The sequence below is a fragment of the Acidovorax delafieldii genome (assembly GCF_007993815.1).
Classification (GTDB): Bacteria; Pseudomonadota; Gammaproteobacteria; order Burkholderiales; family Burkholderiaceae_C; genus Acidovorax; species Acidovorax delafieldii.
Genome location: NZ_VJWE01000004.1, coordinates 20,700 through 38,457, shown reverse-complemented (window position 1 = coordinate 38,457; position 17,758 = coordinate 20,700). Strand labels below are relative to the sequence as shown.

14 protein-coding genes are annotated in these 17,758 nt (G+C 68.0%); 3 read left to right on the top strand and 11 right to left on the bottom strand.

The genetic code is table 11. From position 1 onward, the window contains the following. Positions 1–71: 71 nt before the first annotated feature. From ATF69_RS02160 to ATF69_RS02110, 11 genes are all read right to left on the bottom strand, one after another. Positions 72–2,045, bottom strand: a complete 1,974-nt coding sequence (locus ATF69_RS02160; RefSeq protein ID WP_146869774.1) for an alkyl/aryl-sulfatase — start codon at positions 2,043–2,045, stop codon at positions 72–74. A gap of 141 nt (positions 2,046–2,186) precedes the next feature. Next, positions 2,187–3,179, bottom strand: coding sequence for a Bug family tripartite tricarboxylate transporter substrate binding protein (locus ATF69_RS02155; protein ID WP_146869773.1), 993 nt, complete (start codon positions 3,177–3,179; stop codon positions 2,187–2,189). 62 nt (positions 3,180–3,241) lie between these two features. Next, positions 3,242–4,468 (bottom strand): acyl-CoA dehydrogenase family protein, encoded by a 1,227-nt coding sequence (locus tag ATF69_RS02150; RefSeq protein ID WP_146869772.1) that lies wholly within the window; start codon positions 4,466–4,468, stop codon positions 3,242–3,244. A gap of 171 nt (positions 4,469–4,639) precedes the next feature. Continuing rightward, positions 4,640–6,208, bottom strand: coding sequence for an AMP-binding protein (locus ATF69_RS02145; RefSeq protein WP_208758685.1), 1,569 nt, complete (start codon positions 6,206–6,208; stop codon positions 4,640–4,642). A gap of 197 nt (positions 6,209–6,405) precedes the next feature. Further along, on the bottom strand, positions 6,406–6,843 hold the full coding sequence (locus ATF69_RS02140) for a DUF1801 domain-containing protein (protein WP_146869771.1): 438 nt from the start codon (positions 6,841–6,843) through the stop codon (positions 6,406–6,408). A 48-nt stretch (positions 6,844–6,891) separates the two neighbouring features. Then, a complete protein-coding gene (locus ATF69_RS02135) occupies positions 6,892–7,407 on the bottom strand; it encodes a GrpB family protein (protein ID WP_158641475.1) in 516 nt (171 codons plus the stop codon). Then, a complete protein-coding gene (locus tag ATF69_RS02130; protein WP_146869769.1) occupies positions 7,404–8,432 on the bottom strand; it encodes a LysR family transcriptional regulator in 1,029 nt (342 codons plus the stop codon). Before ATF69_RS02130 ends, ATF69_RS02135 begins: the two co-directional genes overlap by 4 nt. A gap of 103 nt (positions 8,433–8,535) precedes the next feature. Next, the gene (locus ATF69_RS02125; protein WP_146869768.1) at positions 8,536–10,383 is read right to left on the bottom strand and encodes a gamma-glutamyltransferase family protein; all 1,848 of its coding nucleotides are present in this window, start codon (positions 10,381–10,383) and stop codon (positions 8,536–8,538) included. Positions 10,384–10,657: 274 nt separating this feature from the next. Beyond that, a complete protein-coding gene (locus tag ATF69_RS02120; protein WP_146869767.1) occupies positions 10,658–12,241 on the bottom strand; it encodes an alkaline phosphatase D family protein in 1,584 nt (527 codons plus the stop codon). Positions 12,242–12,410: 169 nt separating this feature from the next. Further along, positions 12,411–13,946 (bottom strand): GGDEF domain-containing protein, encoded by a 1,536-nt coding sequence (locus tag ATF69_RS02115; RefSeq protein ID WP_146869766.1) that lies wholly within the window; start codon positions 13,944–13,946, stop codon positions 12,411–12,413. Positions 13,947–14,104: 158 nt separating this feature from the next. Beyond that, entirely contained in the window at positions 14,105–15,079 is a 975-nt protein-coding gene (locus tag ATF69_RS02110; protein WP_056743289.1) for an NADPH:quinone oxidoreductase family protein, read from the bottom strand. A gap of 169 nt (positions 15,080–15,248) precedes the next feature. Here ATF69_RS02110 and surE point away from each other — a divergent pair, with 169 nt between their 5' ends. The 3 genes from surE to ATF69_RS02095 are packed head-to-tail and all read left to right on the top strand — an operon-like array spanning position 15,249 to position 17,758. Then, complete coding sequence (surE, locus tag ATF69_RS02105) at positions 15,249–16,037, top strand: 5'/3'-nucleotidase SurE (RefSeq protein ID WP_099729832.1); 789 nt, start codon at positions 15,249–15,251, stop codon at positions 16,035–16,037. Next, a complete protein-coding gene (locus ATF69_RS02100; RefSeq protein ID WP_146869765.1) occupies positions 16,037–16,819 on the top strand; it encodes a protein-L-isoaspartate(D-aspartate) O-methyltransferase in 783 nt (260 codons plus the stop codon). The genes surE and ATF69_RS02100 overlap by 1 nt, the downstream gene beginning before the upstream one ends. A 12-nt stretch (positions 16,820–16,831) precedes the next feature. Continuing rightward, positions 16,832–17,758, top strand: a complete 927-nt coding sequence (locus tag ATF69_RS02095; RefSeq protein WP_146869764.1) for a peptidoglycan DD-metalloendopeptidase family protein — start codon at positions 16,832–16,834, stop codon at positions 17,756–17,758.

Sequence of the window (17,758 nt, the reverse complement as noted above, 5' to 3'; positions counted from 1 at the left end):
TGGCGTCTTGCTCCTCATTTGGGAGCATTGAGCGCATTATCTATAGGCGCTAGCGGCCTGTTTCATTCAAATCACCGCGTCATGATCGGAAAGTCACGCACCGGCTTGTCCAGCATGCCCATCAGCTGCCGCAGGGCCTGCGCATCGCCTTCCATGCGCAGCGCGCCAGAGGCGGCCAGCTCCTGCGGTGTGGCCTGGCCGTTCATCAGGCGCAGGAAGGCGGGTTTGGTAAGCAGCAGCGTGGCGTCGGCGGGCCAGGGTGGTGTGCCCGGGCGGTGGTGCAGCACCGCGTTCTCAATCCACAGACCATGGTTTTCTTCGGCGTCGGTAAAGCGCAGTGCCACGGCCAGGCGCACGCCGTCCGCGCGCGGGCCATTGAGCGAGGCGGCCATTGCATCGAGGAACTGCGGGATGGGGGTCTGCATGAGCATGTCGGCCACTGCAGCGCGCGGGCCTGAAGCGTTGCGCGGTGCAGTGCCATGCCGCAGTTCCTGCGCGCCGGTCAGGTAGAAGTTGCGCCAGGGCGCGGATTCAGCGGCGTAGCCCATCTGCTCAAAGCTGCGCGCCATCAGGTCTTTGGCCGCTGCGTTGTTGCTGTCCGCCAGCAGCACATGGCGCAGCAGCTCGGCCGCCCAGCGGTAGTCGCCCGCGTCAAAGGCCTGGCGCGCGGCGGCCACTGCAGCGTCCGCGCCGCCTGCCAGGGCCACGTAGCGGCGCGCGGCCTCCACAGGCGGCAGCGGGTCGAGCGTGGCGGGGTGCGCGTCGAACCAGCCCAGGTAGAACTGCGCCACCGCGCGCACGTTGTGTTTGACGGTGCCGTAGTACCCGCGCGATGCCCACTGCGCCGCCAGCGTGGAGGGCAGTTGCACGGCCTCGGCGATCTCGCCGGGTGTCAGCCCGGCGTTGAGCAGGCGCACCGTCTGGTCGTGCAGGTAGCGGTAGGTGTCGCGCTGCGTGGTCAAGAAGGTGTCGATGCGCTCGCGGCCCCACACGGGCCAGCCGTGCTGCAGGAAGACCACATCTGCACGGCGTGCGTGCGCAATGGCGCTGTCGATGTAGCGCGACCACGCCAGCGCGTCGCGCACCTTGGCGCCGCGCAGGGTGTAGAGGTTGTGCAGTGTCTGCGAGACCAGTTCTGCCGCACCGAACGCGCGCAGGTCGGGCAGCTCGAACGCCATCTCGGCCGGGGCTTCGGAGCCTGGCACGTTGTGGAACACGAAGCGCACGCCATCAATGTCGAGCGACTGCGTGGGCTGGTCGATGAGCACGGTGGGCGGCAGGATGCCGATGCGCCCGACCGCCACGGCCATGCCCAGGCCGTTGTCCACCACGCCGCGCGCATCGCGTGGTAGCTGGCTGCCATACATGAAGCCCGCGCGGCGCGACATGGCGGGGCCGAGCAGCAGGTTCTCGCTGGTCGCCTCCTCCATGAAGCCCACCGGCGCCACGACGGGCACGCTGCGTGCCTTGGCGTCCTGCGCGGTCAGCACGCCCAATGCGCCGCCGAAGTGGTCCACATGGCTGTGCGTGAACACCAGGCCCGACACCGGCTGCGCGCCCAGGTGCTGGCGCGCGAAGGCGAGGGCGGCGACCGCCGTCTCCTGCGTGGTGAGCGGGTCCACCACGATCCAGCCCGTGCGGCCCTGGATGAGCGTGAGGTTGGTCAGGTCGAACCCGCGCAGCTGCCAGATGCCCTCACGCACCTGGTACAGGCCGGGCGTCTGGTTCAGGCGCGCATGGCGCCACAGGCTGGGGTGCACGGTGGCGGGGGCCTCGCCCTGTGCAAACTGCAGCGCATCAAAGTCCCACACCACCTGGCCCTGCGCGTTGCGCACCTGGCCGCTGGGCGTGGCGATCAGGCCGCGGCGCGCGTCCTCGAAGCTGGCGGGCGCGTTCACGTCCAGTGTGCCCAGGGATGCGGCCTGGCGCGCACGCGTGGCGGCGGTTGCGTCCTGCCGGACATCGGCCACCTGCGCAAAGGTTGCAGGTGCCTGGCCCAGCAGGAGTGGCAAGGCGAGTGCCGCGAGCGTTGGGAGGTTTCGCATGGGGGGTGGAACCTTTTTTGAGATGAAAAGGCCTCAAGCGCACAATTTATATGCGCTGGCAGCTATCAAAATTGAAGTAATGCGTTGCCTGGTATGGACGGGTAGGGCCGCGCACGTGGGTGCGATCACCCCTTCGCGCCATCACATCGGCTCCAGCCTGATGCGTTTCATCATCGCCTCGGTGAAGCCGATTTCCTTGCCGAAGGCGCGTGTGAAGGTCTCGCCGTCTTGCGGGTTGACCATGCCGCCTTGTTCTTCGAGCGCGGTCACCACGGCGGGCTGGCGCAAGGCGGCTTCGAACGCGGCGCGCACGCGGGACACGATGGCATCGGGCGTGCCGGTGGGCACGGAGACTCCGCCCCAGGAGGTCAGCTCCACCCCGGGCAGGCCCGCCTCGGCCAGCGTGGGCACACTGGGCAGCTTGGGATTGCGCGCGGGCCCGGTCACGGCCAGTGCGCGCAGCTTGCCAGCCACGATGTTCGAGTACGCCACGGCGGTGATGGGCGCGCCAAAGGCCACCTGCTGGCCCAGTACCGCATTGACGATTTCCGACGCGCCCTTGTACGGCACATGCGTGGCCTGCGCCTGGCTGACGCTGAGCACCATCTCCACCCCCAGGTGCGAGGGCGTACCGACACCGCCCGACGCGTAGTCCAGCTTGCCGGGCTGCGCACGCATGCGCGTGAGCAGGTCGGCAAGGCTGCGGATATCGCTTTGCGCGTGGACGATGACCACCGTGTCCGAACTCGTCAGGCCGATCACATGGCGAAAGTCCTTGAGTGCGTCGTAGCCGGGCTGCTTGTACATGCGCATGCTGGCCGCCATGGGTGAGGCGGAGTACACCCAGGTGTAGCCGTCGGGCGCGGCCTTGGCCGCCTGGCGCGCACCCAGGTTGCCGCCTGCGCCGCCCTTGTTTTCGATGACCACGGGCTGGCCCAGCTCCTTCGACACCGCTTCGGCCACGATGCGGGCCGTGGTGTCCGGGCCCGTGCCGGCGAGGTAGGGCACCACCCACTTGATGGGGCGCGCGGGCCACGGCTCGGCGGCCATGGCGGATGTACTGGCCAGCAGTGGCAGCAGGCTTGCAGCGAGCAGTACGCGGCGGCGCAGGTGGGGGATGGGTTGATTCGTCATGTCTTGTCTCCGTGTCATTTTCTGTGAGGGTTGTTATGGCGCGCTGTGGGCGGCGCAGCCGCTCAGGGGCATGCCATGAGTTCTTTCGCGATGGTGTTCCGCTGGATCTCGCTCGTGCCGGTGAGCACGCGGTACATGCGCAGCATGCGGAACAGGAACTCCACGCGCCGGCCCTGCACGATGCCCTCGCCGCCGTGGATCTGCACCGCGCGGTCGGCGATGCGAAAGGCTGCCTCCGAGCAGAACAGCTTGGCCATGGACGATTCGGCGCGTGGCTCGGCGCCCGCATCAATCGCGCGGGCCGTGGCCAGCATCAGCCCGCGTGCGGCGGCCCAGTCGGTCGCCATGTCGGCCAGCATGTGCTGGATGGCCTGGAACTGCCCGATGGCGCGACCGAACTGGTGGCGCTGCTGCGCGTAGTCGCGCGCATCGCGCAGGGCCACCTGCGCCAGGCCCAGCATGGCGGGGCAGTGCAGCAGCCGGTTCACGCTGATGCGGCCCAGCGCCAGCGCCAGGCCGCGCCCGGCCTCACCGATCAGGTTGGCGGCGGGCACGCGCGCTCCGTCCAGCACGATGTTGCCCGTGCTCGTCTGTCCGGCCATGGTCTTGTAGCCCGACTCCACACGTACGCCGGGTGCATGCAGGTCCACAAAGAAGGCCGTGACCTCGCGCTTTTTCGGATCGGGGTCGTCGTGTGTGGCGGTAGACGCCATCAGCACCGCGTAGTCGGCAAACGGCGAGCCCGAGATGAAGCGCTTGGTGCCCGTGATCACGTAGTCGTCGCCCTCGCGCACGGCGCGTGTCTGCAAGTTGCCAGCGTCCGATCCAGCCTCGGCCTCGGTCAGTGCGAAGCAGATGGCCATCTCGGCCCGCGCCACCGGCAGGATGAACTGCTGCATCTGGTGCGGTGTGGCCATGCGCGCCAGCGCGCCCACGCGTGGCGGGCCGCTCAGCTCGCCAAACACATGGGGGGCAAACGGCGAGCCACTGGCGTAGATGGCTTCCTTGACCAGCACATGGTCCAGCGTGGACAGGCCCAGGCCGCCCATCTTCTGCGGCAGCGTCATGCCGTAAAAGCCCAAAGCGTGCGAGCGCTTCCACACCTGCTGCAGCAAGGCCTTGTCGGGCGCGTTCTCGTGGTCGATGCCATGCTCGCGCGCCAGCGCCGCCAGCTCGCCATACAGAAACTCGTTGATGCGCGCGATCAGTTCGGCCGCCTGTGGCGAGCCTTCAAAAGGCATGCCGGGAAACAGCGGCGCGGGGAGGGGGGATGTGATGTCGTTGTTCATGGTCGGTATTCCTTGTGGTTGGCGGCTACCTGCTGCCGCTGGAAACTGGCGCGCCCCGTGCCAGGGACGCCGAGCAAGGGCCGCCCCGCAGCGAGGGCGTCGTCCCCCTTCCCGCAGCGCGCAGCGATGCGAGAGAAGGGGGAAGGCGCGTAGCGCCTCAGGGGGATGTACCTAGTTCACCATCCGCCCACGCCCTTCCCAGTACGGGGCCTGTACGGCACGGCGCATCACCTTGCCGTTGGGGTTTTTGGGCAGGGTGGTGACGAACTCGATGCGCCGGGGCCGCTTGAACCCGCCCAGGTGCTGGGCGCAGAACGCGTCGATCGCAGCGGTGGTGTCGGCGCCGGCCGCACGGCCGGGCTTGAGCACCACGTGCGCGGCCACGGCCTCGCCCCACTTGTCATCGGGCACGGCGAACACGCAGGCATCGGCAATGGCGTCGTGCTGGTACAGCACGGCCTCGACCTCCGATGGGTACACGTTGAAGCCGCCGCTGATCACCATGTCCTTCTTGCGGTCCACGATGTAGACGTAGCCCTCGTCATCCACGCGGGCCAGGTCGCCCGTGTGGTACGCGCCGTCCTTCAGTACCTCGGCCGTCAGCTCGGGGGCGCGCCAGTAGCCCGCAAAGATGTCGTCGCCACGCACCACGATCTCGCCGATCTCGCCGGTGGCCACGGGCAGGCCGTCGTCGCCCAGGATCTGCACATCGCATTCCAGAAACGGGCGTCCGCACGACGCCAGGCGCTCTGGCCGCGCAGCGCGGGCAAACAGATGGTCTTCCACCGACAGGCCACACACGCCCGAGGTCGTCTCGCCCGCGCCGTAGCCTTGCTGCAGGATGGGCCCGAACACATCCATGGCCTGCAGGATGCGCGCAGGCGCCATGGGGGCGGCGCCGTAGCCCAGGCGCAGCAGGTCGGGCAGGGGGCGGTACTGGCCCTCCAGCTCGGTCAGCAGCATGTTGATCATGGTGGGCACCATGAAGGTGTGGGTCACGCGGTCGGCCCGCATGTCGGCGATGAAGCGCGGGGGCTCGAAGCCGTTGAACAGGCGGATGGTGACCCCCTGGCACAGCGCCGGCACCATCTGCATGCCCGATGCGTGGGTGATCGGGCCAACCAGTCCCAGGATGTGGCCGGGCTGCTGCCCGTCCGAACGCGTGAGGAACTTGCGCAGCTGCGCAAGGCGGTTGCCGAAGGTCTGCATGGCCGCCTTGAGCACGCCGGACGAGCCCGAGGTGTAGTGCAGCACGGCGACTTCGTCCTCGCACACGACCACCGGGGTGAATGTGTCGCTGGCCTGGGCCAGTGCCGCTTCATACCCTGCGGGGCCCGCATCGTCGGTCAGCAGCAGCCGGGGCATGGCGCCGGGCATGCATTGCTCCACATGCGGGCGGATGGTCTCGGCACGCTCGGCGGTGGTCACGATCAGCGCCGCACCGCTGTTGGCGGCAATGGCGCCGACCTCGGTGGGCGAGAGCCGGGCGTTGAACGGCGCCTTGATCAGCCCGGCCTTGTAGCAGGCGATCTCGATCTCGACGACCTCGACACAGTTGGGCAGGTAGATGCCCACGCGGTCACCGCGCTGCAGGCCCAGGCCGAGCAAGGCGTTGGCCAGGCGGTTGGTGCGCTGCTCCAGATCGGCATAAGTGATGCTGCGTGCGGGGCTCTTGACCGCCATGCGGCGGGCATGGGCACGGGCGCTGCGCGCCACGAGGGCGCCGACGTTGGCGACCACGCGCGGGGGAATGGGGGGCGAGGTGGTAATGGCTGTCTCCTGAAACACCGGCCCCGTCGAGCGCGGGGCATGGGGTCACTGTTCCAGAAGACGGGGTATCAGGGAAATACCGATTGCTGATGGTCAGGCATCACTGAAATTGATGCCCGTGCCGTAGCGTGCCTTCCGCACACGCTGCGTGCGCGGCTGCGACAGTGTTATGCCGCCTTCGCACGGGTGGCGGGCTTTTTGGCGGCGGATCTGGCCGGCTTGGCAGCGTTGAGTGCCACTGCCGCGCGGATGAGCGACTTGAACGCCTCCGCATCCACCACGTCGCCTTCGTGGATGTCGATGGCGCGCCGCGCATTGCCATCCAGGCTGGCGTTGAACAGCCGCGCCGGGTCCGGCAGCGAGGCGCCCTTCAAAAAGGTGAGCTTCACTGCGGCCTTGTAGCTCTCGCCGGTGCAGAGGATGCCGCCCAGCGACCATACGGGCGTTCCCATCCACTTCCACTCTTCCACCACGCCGGGGGCGGCCTCATGGATGAGCGCACGCATGCGTGCCAGCACCGGGCCGCGCCAGTCGGCCAGGTCTGCGATGCGCTGATCGATGAGGGTGGAGGCGGGTTGGGGCGATGCAGTGGTTGTGGATGCCATGGCGGTGTCTCCTGAAGCGGAATCGTTAGAGCCTTTATGGGAATGTGATCACTCGGCAGCCAGGGGCTTGCCCGCCGCCCGCAGCACCTGCGTGATGAAGCGGGCCTTCTCCTCGCGGTAGCGGTCCATCCCCTCGGATGCGAATCGCTGCTTGAGCCGGTTGTACTCTGCCACCAGGGCGGAGTCGGCGCGCAAGGCATCGCGAAAGTGCAGAAAGCATTCGAACGGCGAGCCGCAGGCCACCACCTGCAGTGCAACGTCCATCGTGGCGCCGGGCCACAGCAGCATGCACAGATCGGGCGCGCGCAGGGTGTCGGCCTTGGCGCTGCAGCCTGCGGCCTCGAGCGCTGCCACGCCCGGTGCATGGTCTTGCGGCGGCACCAGCACGCAGATATCGAGGTCACCCTTGGAGACTGCGCCGGGAATGGACGAGGCGCCGATGTGTTCGATGCGCGCCTGCGGCACGATTGCAGCCACCTGGGCGGCCACCGCGGCAAACGTGGCTGCGGCGTCGTCCTGGTACTGCGCGGATTCGAGCAAGGTCACTGCGGTCACTCGGGTCACACTGCGGCCTCCCACCTGCCCGATGCCACCAGCTCCCGCACCACGGCCTCCAGGGCGTCCATCACCACCTGCATCACCCCGTCCACCTCGCGGTCCGCAGCGGTGGCCAGGGTGTAGCTGCGCGTCATCTCCGGGTTGACCACGCGGGCCACCATCCAGTCGGTGCCGGAGGCAGGGGCATCCCCCAGCGCGCAGGCAGGGGTGAAGGTGAAGCCGCCCCCGCACGCATACAGCGAGCGGATCACCCGCGCGGAGTCGTGTTCGTGGGCGATGTTCAGTGCCACACCGCGCGCGGCGGCGGCTTCTTCGACCCGCTGGCGGATGGTGTAGCGGCGCGACTGCAGCACCAGGGGCTGTGCGGCCGCATCGGCAAAGTCGATGGTGGAGCGCATGGTGGGGCTGGCGGCGCGCGCTGCCGTGGCGCGGGCGCCGGCCCGGCGCGCAGCAGGCGCTTGGGCTGTGGCTGCTGCGTCAGGCGCTGGGCGCAGCAGCGCACGCACCGTGGCGCCGGGGTCGTGCCCGCAAAAGTACATGGCCTCGCGCACCAGGGGACGGCAGTGCAGGCCCTCCACTTGCGCGGCGTCGACCAGTACGCCGATGTCCGCACGCCGGTCCAGCATGGCTTTCCTGACCATGAGGCTGAGGTCGTCGAGCACGAACACCCGAATGCGCGGGTGCGTGTCCTTCAGGTGCGCCAGCAACGGGCCCATGAGCAGCGATGACAGCAGAAACGGCACGGCAATCGTGACCGATCCCTCTGGCCCTTGCGGCAGGCGCTGGATGCGCTCCCGCATGGCCGAGGCGTCGCTCAAAAGCCGCCGGGCGTCCTGGTAGAGCTGCACGCCAGCCTGTGTGGGCGTGACGCCCGCGTGCGAGCGTTCCAGCAGCTGCGCGCCCAGCTCGGACTCCAGCTTCTTGATCTGGGCAGTGAGGGCGGGCTGCGCAATGTAGAGGCTGCCCGCCGCCCGCGAGAGGCTGCCGGCCTCGACCACGGCGATGAAGTAGCGCAGGCTTCGGAGATCCATGGGGCAAGACTGTAGCGGGGTCCGTCCTTGGCGCGCGCCATGTCCGCCCAGGCGGCTGCGCACTCGGCGCGCAGCACCGTGGTGGGCCGCGCAGGGCTGGCTCTCAGTCGCCCATCACCACGCCCTCGCGGCGTGGATCGGCCCCGCCCATCCACAGCTTCTTGCCATGCGCCTGGCCGCGTGTGATGGCTTGCAGGCCGCTGGTCATGTTCATCTCGCGCACCTCGGCACCCCGGGCGCGCAGGGCCTCGACGGTGGCGGGTGGGAAGCGTTTTTCTTCCAGCAGCGTCGGGCCGTTCATCGAGCCGAAGTTGGGCAGGTTGATGGCCTGCTGCGGCATCAGGCCCCAGTTGAAGACGCCATACAGCGTCTTGGCCGTGTAGTGGATGATGGCCGCGCCGCCGGGGCTGCCGCCGCTCATCAAGAGCTCGCCCGTGGCTTTGTCGAACACCAGCGTGGGTGCCATGGACGAGCGCGGGCGCTTGCCGGGCTGCACGCGGTTGGCAATGGGCTGGCCTTGCGCGTCGGTGGGGGCGAAGCTGAAGTCGGTGAGTTCGTTGTTGAGCAGGAAGCCTTTCACCATCAGCCGCGCACCGAACTGGTCTTCGATGGTGGTGGTCATGGCGACCGCGTTGCCAAACGCATCGACGATGCTGATGTGGCTGGTGCCGTATTCAGGCTGGTCGGGCATGGGCGCAAAGCCCGTCTTGACGGCGCCGGGGTTGCCGGGCTGGGCGACCTTCATGCTCTGGGTGCCGATGAGCTTGGCGCGCTCGGCCAGGTAGGCGGGCGCGAGCAGGCTGGTCCAGCTGCCGGCGGGCGGCTGCACAAAGTCGGGGTCGGCCACATACAGCGCGCGGTCGGCAAAGGCCAGGCGAGCGGCTTCGGTGTACAGGTGCAGCCAGTCGGCCGATGGGATGCCGTCCTGCAGGGGCTTGGCGGCGGCGTCGGTGTTTTTCAGGATGCCCAGGATCTGCCCGATGGCGATGGCTCCGGAGCTGGGCGGTGGAAAGCCGCACACGCGGTAGTCCTTGCTGGCCACCTGGTAGTCGTGGCACAGCGCCTCGCGCTTCTTGGGCTGGTAGCCAGCCAGATCGGCCAGGCTGAGCTTGCCGGGGTTGGTGGGGTGCTTTTGCACCTTGTCCACGATGGCCTGGGCGACCTCGCCTTCGTGCAGGGCTTTGCTGCCTTCAGCGGCAATCTTGCGCAACACGGCGGCCAGCTCGGGGTTGCGCAGGTTCACGCCCACATCGCGCGCGTCGCCGTCGGCCTTGTAGAAATAGGCGGCGGCCACGGGGTCCTTCTTGAGGTGGGCGTCGGCCTTGACCAGGGTGTTGAGCCTTGCGCTGACCTTGAAGCCGCCCTCGGCCAGGGTGATGGCGGGCTGGAACAGCGTGGCCCAGGGCAGCTTGCCGTGCTGCTTGTGCGCCAGCTCCAGCATGCGAACGGTGCCGGGCACACCCACCGAGCGGCCGCCCACCACACCGTCGTAGAACGGCACGGGCTTGCCGTCGGCACCCAGGAAGAGTTTTTCATCGGCGGCAGCGGGCGCGGTTTCGCGGCCATCGTAGGCCTCCACCAGCTTGCCGTTGCTGTGCAGCAGGAAGGCGCCGCCGCCGATGCCGCTGGACTGGGGCTCCACCAGCGTCAGCACCATCTGCACGGCAATGGCCGCATCGACGGCCGAGCCGCCGGCCTTGAGGATCTGATAACCCGCATCGGTGGCCAGCGGGTTGGCAGCAGCCACGGCAAACTTCTCCGTGGCCCAGCCCGGTTTTTCGGTGTAGCCGGACGAACCCTCGGGCTGGGCGGGCACGGTGTAGGCGAACTGGGATGGCGCACCGGCGCAACCTGTCAGGGCCATCAGGGTGGCGATGGCCGCAGGGGCCAGCAGGTTGCGACTGAACGGGCGGCGCAGGTGCGACGTGGCAGGCAGGGCAGTGGGTGACATGCGGGTCTCCTGTGGGTGCAAGCAGCGAAGCGGCCATGGTAAGGGGCCTTGCTGCAGCCTGCGAGGGCGTGCAGGAGGCTACCCCTGGGGTTTGTGCACCGATTGAAGGTGTTTTGCGGCGGTAGCGCTAATGCAATATGCCTGAGCAGCTATCAAAAAGATAGTTGTTACCGACCGTCAGCGGCGGTTCACAGGCCATCCCGGGGCCCTGGCGGGGCGCAACGACCGGGGGCTCGCCTGCCCGGCGGGTCGGGTCACGCCTTCCCCGGTCGCCTCAGGCCGCCTGGGGCCCTGCGCGGCCGTCTTCCACCACAAACCGGGCGAGCGTGGAGGCGCCGCTGTCAGCGCGCAGCGGGTCGTCCACCACACGCAGCGTGGTGGACCAGCGCGTGGGGGTGATGTCGGCCAGGCCATAGCCGCGCTGGTCGCAGCGTGCCAGCAGCACATGCGGGTTGTGGCGAACGATGGCGTCCACCTTGGCCTGCGTGGTGCCCGACCGCGAACTGATGGACGTGCCACAGAACTCGCTGGCCACCACGGCCGAGTCGGCGCGAGCGGCATCGGCATGCACGCGGCAGACGTAGTTCTGGTGGATGTCTCCGCCCAGCAGCACCGTGTTGCGCGGCGTGTGCCGGGCTACGGATTGCAGCAGGCGCTGGCGTGCAGCGGGGTAGCCGTCCCAGGCGTCTGTGGGCACCGTGCCAGAGGGGTAGTGGCGCGGCGAGAACAGCGTCTGCTGTGCGATCACGCTCCAGCGCGTGGCCTGTGCGCTGGCTGTGTCGGCGGCCAGGCCCGCGTCCAGCCAACGCTCTTGCGTGCTGCCCAGCAGGGTGCGCTGTGGCTGGCCCAGCTCTGCGCAGTCGGCGGGGCGCACGGCGGGTGCGCTGCTGGCCTCGGGTGTGCGGCAGGCCTGCCAGCTGCGGTACTGGCGGCTGTCGAGCAGGTGGATGTGCGCCAGTCGGCCCCAGCGCAGGCGGCGGTAAATCTGTAGCGTGTCCCAGCCGGTGGCGGACGCGGGGCCCCGGAGGCTGGTCGTGCGCAGCGGCATGTTCTCGTAAAACGCCTGCCAGGCCGCGCTGCGCTGGGCCAGAAAGGCGGCGCTGCCCGGGCCTTCGCCCCGGCCCGCATCGGCGGCGTAGTCGTTTTGCACCTCGTGGTCGTCCCAGGTCACGGCCCACGGGCAGGTGGCGTGGGCTAGCTGCAGGGCCGGGTCGCTCTTGTGCAGGGCGTAGCGGTCGCGGTAGTCGGCCAGCGTGGTGGCGTGGCGCAGGCTGTGGGTGCGCGCCAGATCGGTGGTGGTTTTGGGTGTGGCGTATTCGTAGATGTAGTCGCCCAGGAACAGCACCAGGTCTGGCTGGTCAGCGGCCAGATGGCGCCAGGCCGCGTAGTGCCCATGCTCCCAGCGCTGGCACGAGGCAAACGCCACCCGCAGCGCCCCGGGCATGTCGCCCACCGCAGGCGCGGTGCGCGTGCGGCCCGTGGCGCTCACCGCGTCGCCCAGCATGAAGCGGTAGTGGTACCAGCGTGCGGGTTGCAGGCCTTGCAGCTCCACATGCACGCTGTGGCCCAGCGCGGGCAGCGCAGTGGCCTCGCCCTTTTGCACGATCTGGGCAAACCCAGCGTCGTGCGCCACCTCCCACCGCACGGTGTGGGTGCTCAGCATCTGCGCTGGATCGACGAGCAAGAGCCGCGTCCAGAGCACCATGCCATCAGGCGCCGGGTCCCCACTGGCGACGCCAAGGGCAAAGGGGTTGTTTTGCAGCGCGGGCGGATTGCTCCAGGCCCAGCGGGGGAGGGTGGCGACGGAGGCAGCCAGGGTTGCGTTGCGCAGGAACTGCCGTCTTTGCTCGGATGTCAATTCAGCTGCCCTTTGCGTCGGGCAGCCGTGCTTAGCAACTGACGCAGCCCAGACCAGTGGCCGCCGCGCAAGGGCCGCCCCGCCGCGCTGGCGGCGTCCCCCTGCCCGCATCGCGTAGCGCTGCGAGAGCGGGGGGAAGGCGCGCAGCGCCTCAGGGGGGTGTTCCTGCTCACGCCGCCATCACCCGGTTCTTGCCCGAGCGTTTGGCCAGATACATCGCCTGGTCGGCCCGGACAATCGCGTCGGTGGCGCTCTCGCTGTCACTCAACTGGGCCACGCCCGCGCTGAAGGTGATGAGCACCTTCTCGGTGCCTTGCAAGAAGAAGCGCGTGGTCAGTTCGCGCTGCAGGCGTGTCATGGCCGCCACGCCGGCTTCGACCGTGGTGTCGGGCAGCACGATCACGAACTCTTCGCCGCCATAGCGGGCAAGCAGGTCCTGTGGCCGCATGACTTCGCGCGTGACCTGTGCCAGGTGCACCAGGGCGGCGTCGCCCCCGGCATGGCCCAGCCGGTCATTGATGGTCTTGAAGTTGTCCACGTCCAGCAGTGCCAGGCACAGGGACGAGCCCAGGCGGCGGGCGCGGGCGATCTCGCGTTCCACAGCCTCGTCCAGGCCCTTGCGGTTGAGGCTGCCCGTCAGCGGGTCGTGGCGGGCCTGGGCGCTGGCGCGGTCCAGTTCTTCCTGCAGCTTGGCGACCTCGGCACGCTTGGCCTCGGTGCGCTCGCGCAGGTCCTGCAGCTCATCGTGGGTCACGCGGCTGTCGAGCGCCATGGCGCGGGTGGCGCTCATCACCTCCTGCAGCACCGGGGCAATCTCTTGCAGCGTACTGGCCTTGCCGATCAGGTCGGCGCAACGCTCCATGGTGCCCTGGTAGCTGGTGCTGGATGCGGTGATGCGCGCCAGCCGCTCGATGAAGGTGGCCAGCATTTCCTTCATCTGCTCTTGCGCCTCCAGCGACCGCGCCTTGGCTTCGGTCTGCTTGAAGATCACGTCCTTGAGGCGGCGCTGCACATCGTCCAGCCGCCGCAGCGTCAGGGGCGGGGTCGAGGCACTCATCAGCGCCTCGGCCTGGCCCTGCAGCCAGCGGTCGTCCACGCTGAGCACGGCGATGTTCTCGAAGATCATGTGCAGCAGCTCGAGCAGGCTCGCGCGGATGGAGGCTTGTTCTTCGGTGGCGAACGACAGGCGGTAGCTGAAGTTGCCCAGCATGAGCTGCGCGGTGGTCACCAGGGGCGTGGGTTCGCGCAGAAAAGTGATGAGCTGCTGCGCCATGTCGATGACGCGGGGATCGTCGTCACCCAGGGCGGGCAGGGTGTTGTCGATGAGGCGGGCCAGGGCTTCGGCAAACTCGGCGGGCAGTTCGCCCAGTGCGGTGGGCGCATCGGCCACCTCGATGGGTTTGGAGGCAGTGGCCGGGTGCAGACCCAGGTTGGCGTAACCCACCATCACGCTTTGCAGCGATGTCCAGTCCTTGGTGATGATGGCGCGTTCGAACTGGCCCAGCAGGCGTTTTTGCGCAGGTGTCTGGCCGGGCAGCACACGCTGGATGCTGCTCAGCGGTCCCTCGGGGAAAGGCTGCGGGCTGCGGATGCCCGCTATTTCATCGTAGATCGCGAGGTAGTTGTCTGGCGTGGGGGCCAGTCGGCGAGCGGCCAGTTGTTTGAGCGTCTCGCGCGCGATCTCGGAAGGTGGTCGGTCGGCCATGGGCGGGCACCAGTGTCAGGAGGCTGGAATGCACAAGTGTGACACAGGCAAGGCGCTGTGCGTGCTGGCACACCGGGCCACACGGGTATGTCAGCCAGGAACATGGGGAGGACCCATTGCGAGATCTGCCCACACGTTCCCAAGGGGGCGGCTGGCCGTCAGTTCACCATGACCAGCTTGCCCATCACCCCGCGCGAGCCCATGTGGGCGTAGGCGGCGGGCAGCTCGGCCATGGGCATGGTGCGGTCGATCACGGGTTTGATCTTGCCCTGGGCATACCACTGTGCCAGCTCGCCCATCATGGCGGCGTTGGCCTTGGGTTCGCGCTTGGCAAAGTCGCCCCAGAACACGCCCACGATGGACGCGCCCTTGAGCAGCGCCAGGTTGAACGGCAGGGCCGGGATGGGGCCGGACGCAAACCCGACCACCAGATAGCGGCCGCGCCAGGCGATGGAGCGGAACGCGGGCTCGGCAAAGTCGCCACCCACGGGGTCATAGATCACGTCGGGGCCCTTGCCGTCCGTGAGGGTCTTGATGGCCTCGCGCAGGTTGTCCTTGCTGTAGTTGATGGTCGCGTCGGCTCCGATGGAAGTGCACAGCGCGCACTTTTCGTCGCTGGATGCGGCAGCGATCACACGTGCGCCCATGGCCTTGGCGATCTGGATGGCGGCCGTGCCCACGCCCCCGGCAGCGCCCAGCACCAGCACGGTCTCGCCCGCCTTGAGCTGTGCGCGGTCCACCAGCGCATGGTGCGATGTGGCGTAGATCATGATGAAAGCGGCTGCATCGACATGCGAAAAGCCGTCTGGCAACGGCATGCACAGGGCTGCGGGGGCAATGGTGTGGGTGCCAAAGCCGCCGGTGCCCGACAGGCAGGCCACGTTCTGGCCGACCTTGAGGTGCGTGACGCCTTCGCCTACGGCAGCCACCACGCCCGCGTATTCCGAGCCGGGCACAAAGGGCAGCGGCGGCTTCATCTGGTACTTGTTCTGCACGATCAGCAGGTCGGGGAAGTTCAGGCTGGCGGCCTTGATCTCGATGAGCACCTCGCCCGCCTTGGGGGTGGGGGTGGGCAGCTCCGTCCAGGCAAGTGCCTCGACGCCGGTGGGGTTGGTGCAAAGCCAGGCATGCATGGGGAAGTCTCCTGTCGGTCGGTCTTGTCAATGATGGCCCGCATGATAGGTGGGGCGCTGGCGTGCCGGATGTCCCACGAGCGACGGGCTGCGGCGGCGGCTTCTCTGGCGCCCTCGGGCGCAGCAATGGCCTGCCCACCTACAATCCGTTGCAACCCCTACCCAGACCATGAAGATCCTGATTTCCAATGACGACGGCTTCCAGGCCCCCGGCATCGTCGCGCTGCATGATGCGCTCAAGACCCTCGACGGGGTCGAGGTGGAGGTCGTTGCGCCAGAACATAACAACAGTGCCAAGTCCAACGCGCTGACACTGCATTCACCGCTGTATGTGCACAAGGCGGCGAATGGTTTTCGCTATGTGAACGGCACCCCGGCAGACTGCGTGCACATCGCGCTGACTGGCTTGCTTGGCTACCGGCCCGACCTGGTGGTATCGGGCATCAACAATGGCGCCAACATGGGCGACGACACCATCTATTCCGGCACGGTGGGTGCGGCCATGGAGGGATATCTCTTTGGCGTTCCGGCCATCGCTTTTTCACAAGTGGACAAGGGCTGGGCCGAGCTGGAGGCCGCTGCGGCCAAGGCGCGTGAACTGGTGGCGCAGATGCGTGCGCAGCAACTGGTCAACGAAACCCCGTGGCTGCTCAATGTGAACATCCCCAACATGCCGCTGGAGGCCTTGCGCCCAGCCAAGCTGTGCCGCCTGGGGCGCCGCCATGCGGCGGAACGGGTCATCGTGCAGGAAAGCCCCCGGGGCGAAGCCATGTACTGGATCGGCGGTGCTGGTGCTGCCAAGGACGATGCAGAAGGCACGGACTTTCATGCCACGGCCCAGGGCCATGTGTCCATCACGCCCCTCAAGGTGGATCTGACCGATCATGACAACCTCGGCTACTGGGCGCAGACCGCCGCCCGTTTGGCGGCGGGGGCGGCTGCCGCCCCCGGGGCGTGATGCAGCGCCGCCCGGGGTTTCCGGCCAAGCTGCCGGTGTCCGGTAACGCCGCTATGGGCAAGCCGGCGGTAGCGCCGTCTTCCCCCGCACAACGGAAGCCGGCGGTGGCCGCGGCACCTGCCGGAGTGGGGCTGGATTCGTCGGCCGTCAGGGCGCGGATGGTGCAAAAACTGGCGGCGGGCGGCATCACGTTGGCCCCCGTGCTGCAGGCCATGGGCGCTGTGGAGCGTCACCGGTTTGTGGACAGTGCCCTGGTCAACCAGGCCTACGAAGACACCAGCCTGCCGATAGGCTTGGGCCAGACCATCTCCAAGCCCAGCGTGGTGGCTCGCATGTGTGAGCTGCTGCTTGGCGCAGAGAGCGCACGCCATGGCGGGCTGGGCCGTGTGCTGGAAATTGGGACGGGCTGCGGCTACCAGGCTGCAGTGCTGAGCCTGCTGGCCCGCGAGGTGTACACGCTGGAGCGCCTGCGTGGCCTGCACGACAAGGCACGCGACAACTTGCGGCCGTTCCGCCTGGCCAACGTGCACCTGCTGTTTGGCGACGGCATGCTCGGCTATGCCAAAGGTGCTCCGTACGCGGCCATCATTGCCGCAGCCGGGGGCGATGCTGTGCCCCTGGCCTGGTGTGATCAATTGGCCGTGGGGGGGCGCCTGGTGGCACCCATGGCACTGACCGGCGGGCAGCAAATGTTGCTGGTGATCGACAAAACCCCGCACGGATTGAAACAAAACGTGCTCGAACCCGTGCATTTTGTCCCCCTAAAATCGGGGATTGCGTAAAGGGAATTGCTTATGTTCGTATCGCGTGGTCTTGTGGTGGGTTTTACCGTGGCAATGGCGGGGCTGGTGCTCTCCGGCTGTGGCACCCGCATGAACAAGGCTCCTGTGGAAGATCGGGGCACCTCTTCGTCGTCTTCTGCCCCAGCGCCCGCAGCACAGCCGGGCGTGGTGGTGGGTACCCCCATAAAGCCTCTGCCTGGTGCAGAAAACGCCGGCAAGCCGGGTTACTACACGGTCAAGCCTGGGGATACCCTGATTCGCATCGGCCTGGAGTCTGGGCAAAGCTGGAAAGACATCGCCCGCTGGAACAATCTGGAAAACGCCAACCTGATCGAAGTCGGTCAGGTGCTGCGCGTGCTTCCGCCGTCCGCTGCCCCGGCGGTGGTGGCCTCTGAGAGCGGGGTGGTGACACGCCCGGTCACATCATCCTCCGTCGCTCCAGCCAGCACGCCGGCTGCGGCTCCTGCATCGGCCGCCAGCGGCGCCAAGCCTGCTGCCTCTGCTGCGTCGGGCACGGTGGTGGCGGTGGCGCCAGCCACGCCGGCACCTGCGGCAGCGCCAGCGGGCGAGGATGAGTTGGCGTTCATCTGGCCTGCATCGGGTTCGCTGATTGCCGGGTTTGACGAGGCACGCAACAAGGGCTTCGACATTGCCGGCAAGGCGGGTGACCCGGTACTGGCGGCGGCGGATGGCCGTGTGGTCTATGCCGGAGCCGGTCTGCGCGGCTATGGCAACCTGGTCATCCTGAAGCACAACAACACGTTCCTCACCGCTTACGCACACAACCAGACCCTGTTGGTCAAGGAAGACCAGGCGGTGCGCAAGGGCCAGAAGATCGCCGAGATGGGCAACACCGACGCAGACCGCGTCAAGCTGCACTTTGAAATCCGCCGGCAGGGCAAGCCTGTCGATCCCACACGCTATCTGCCATCCCGTTGA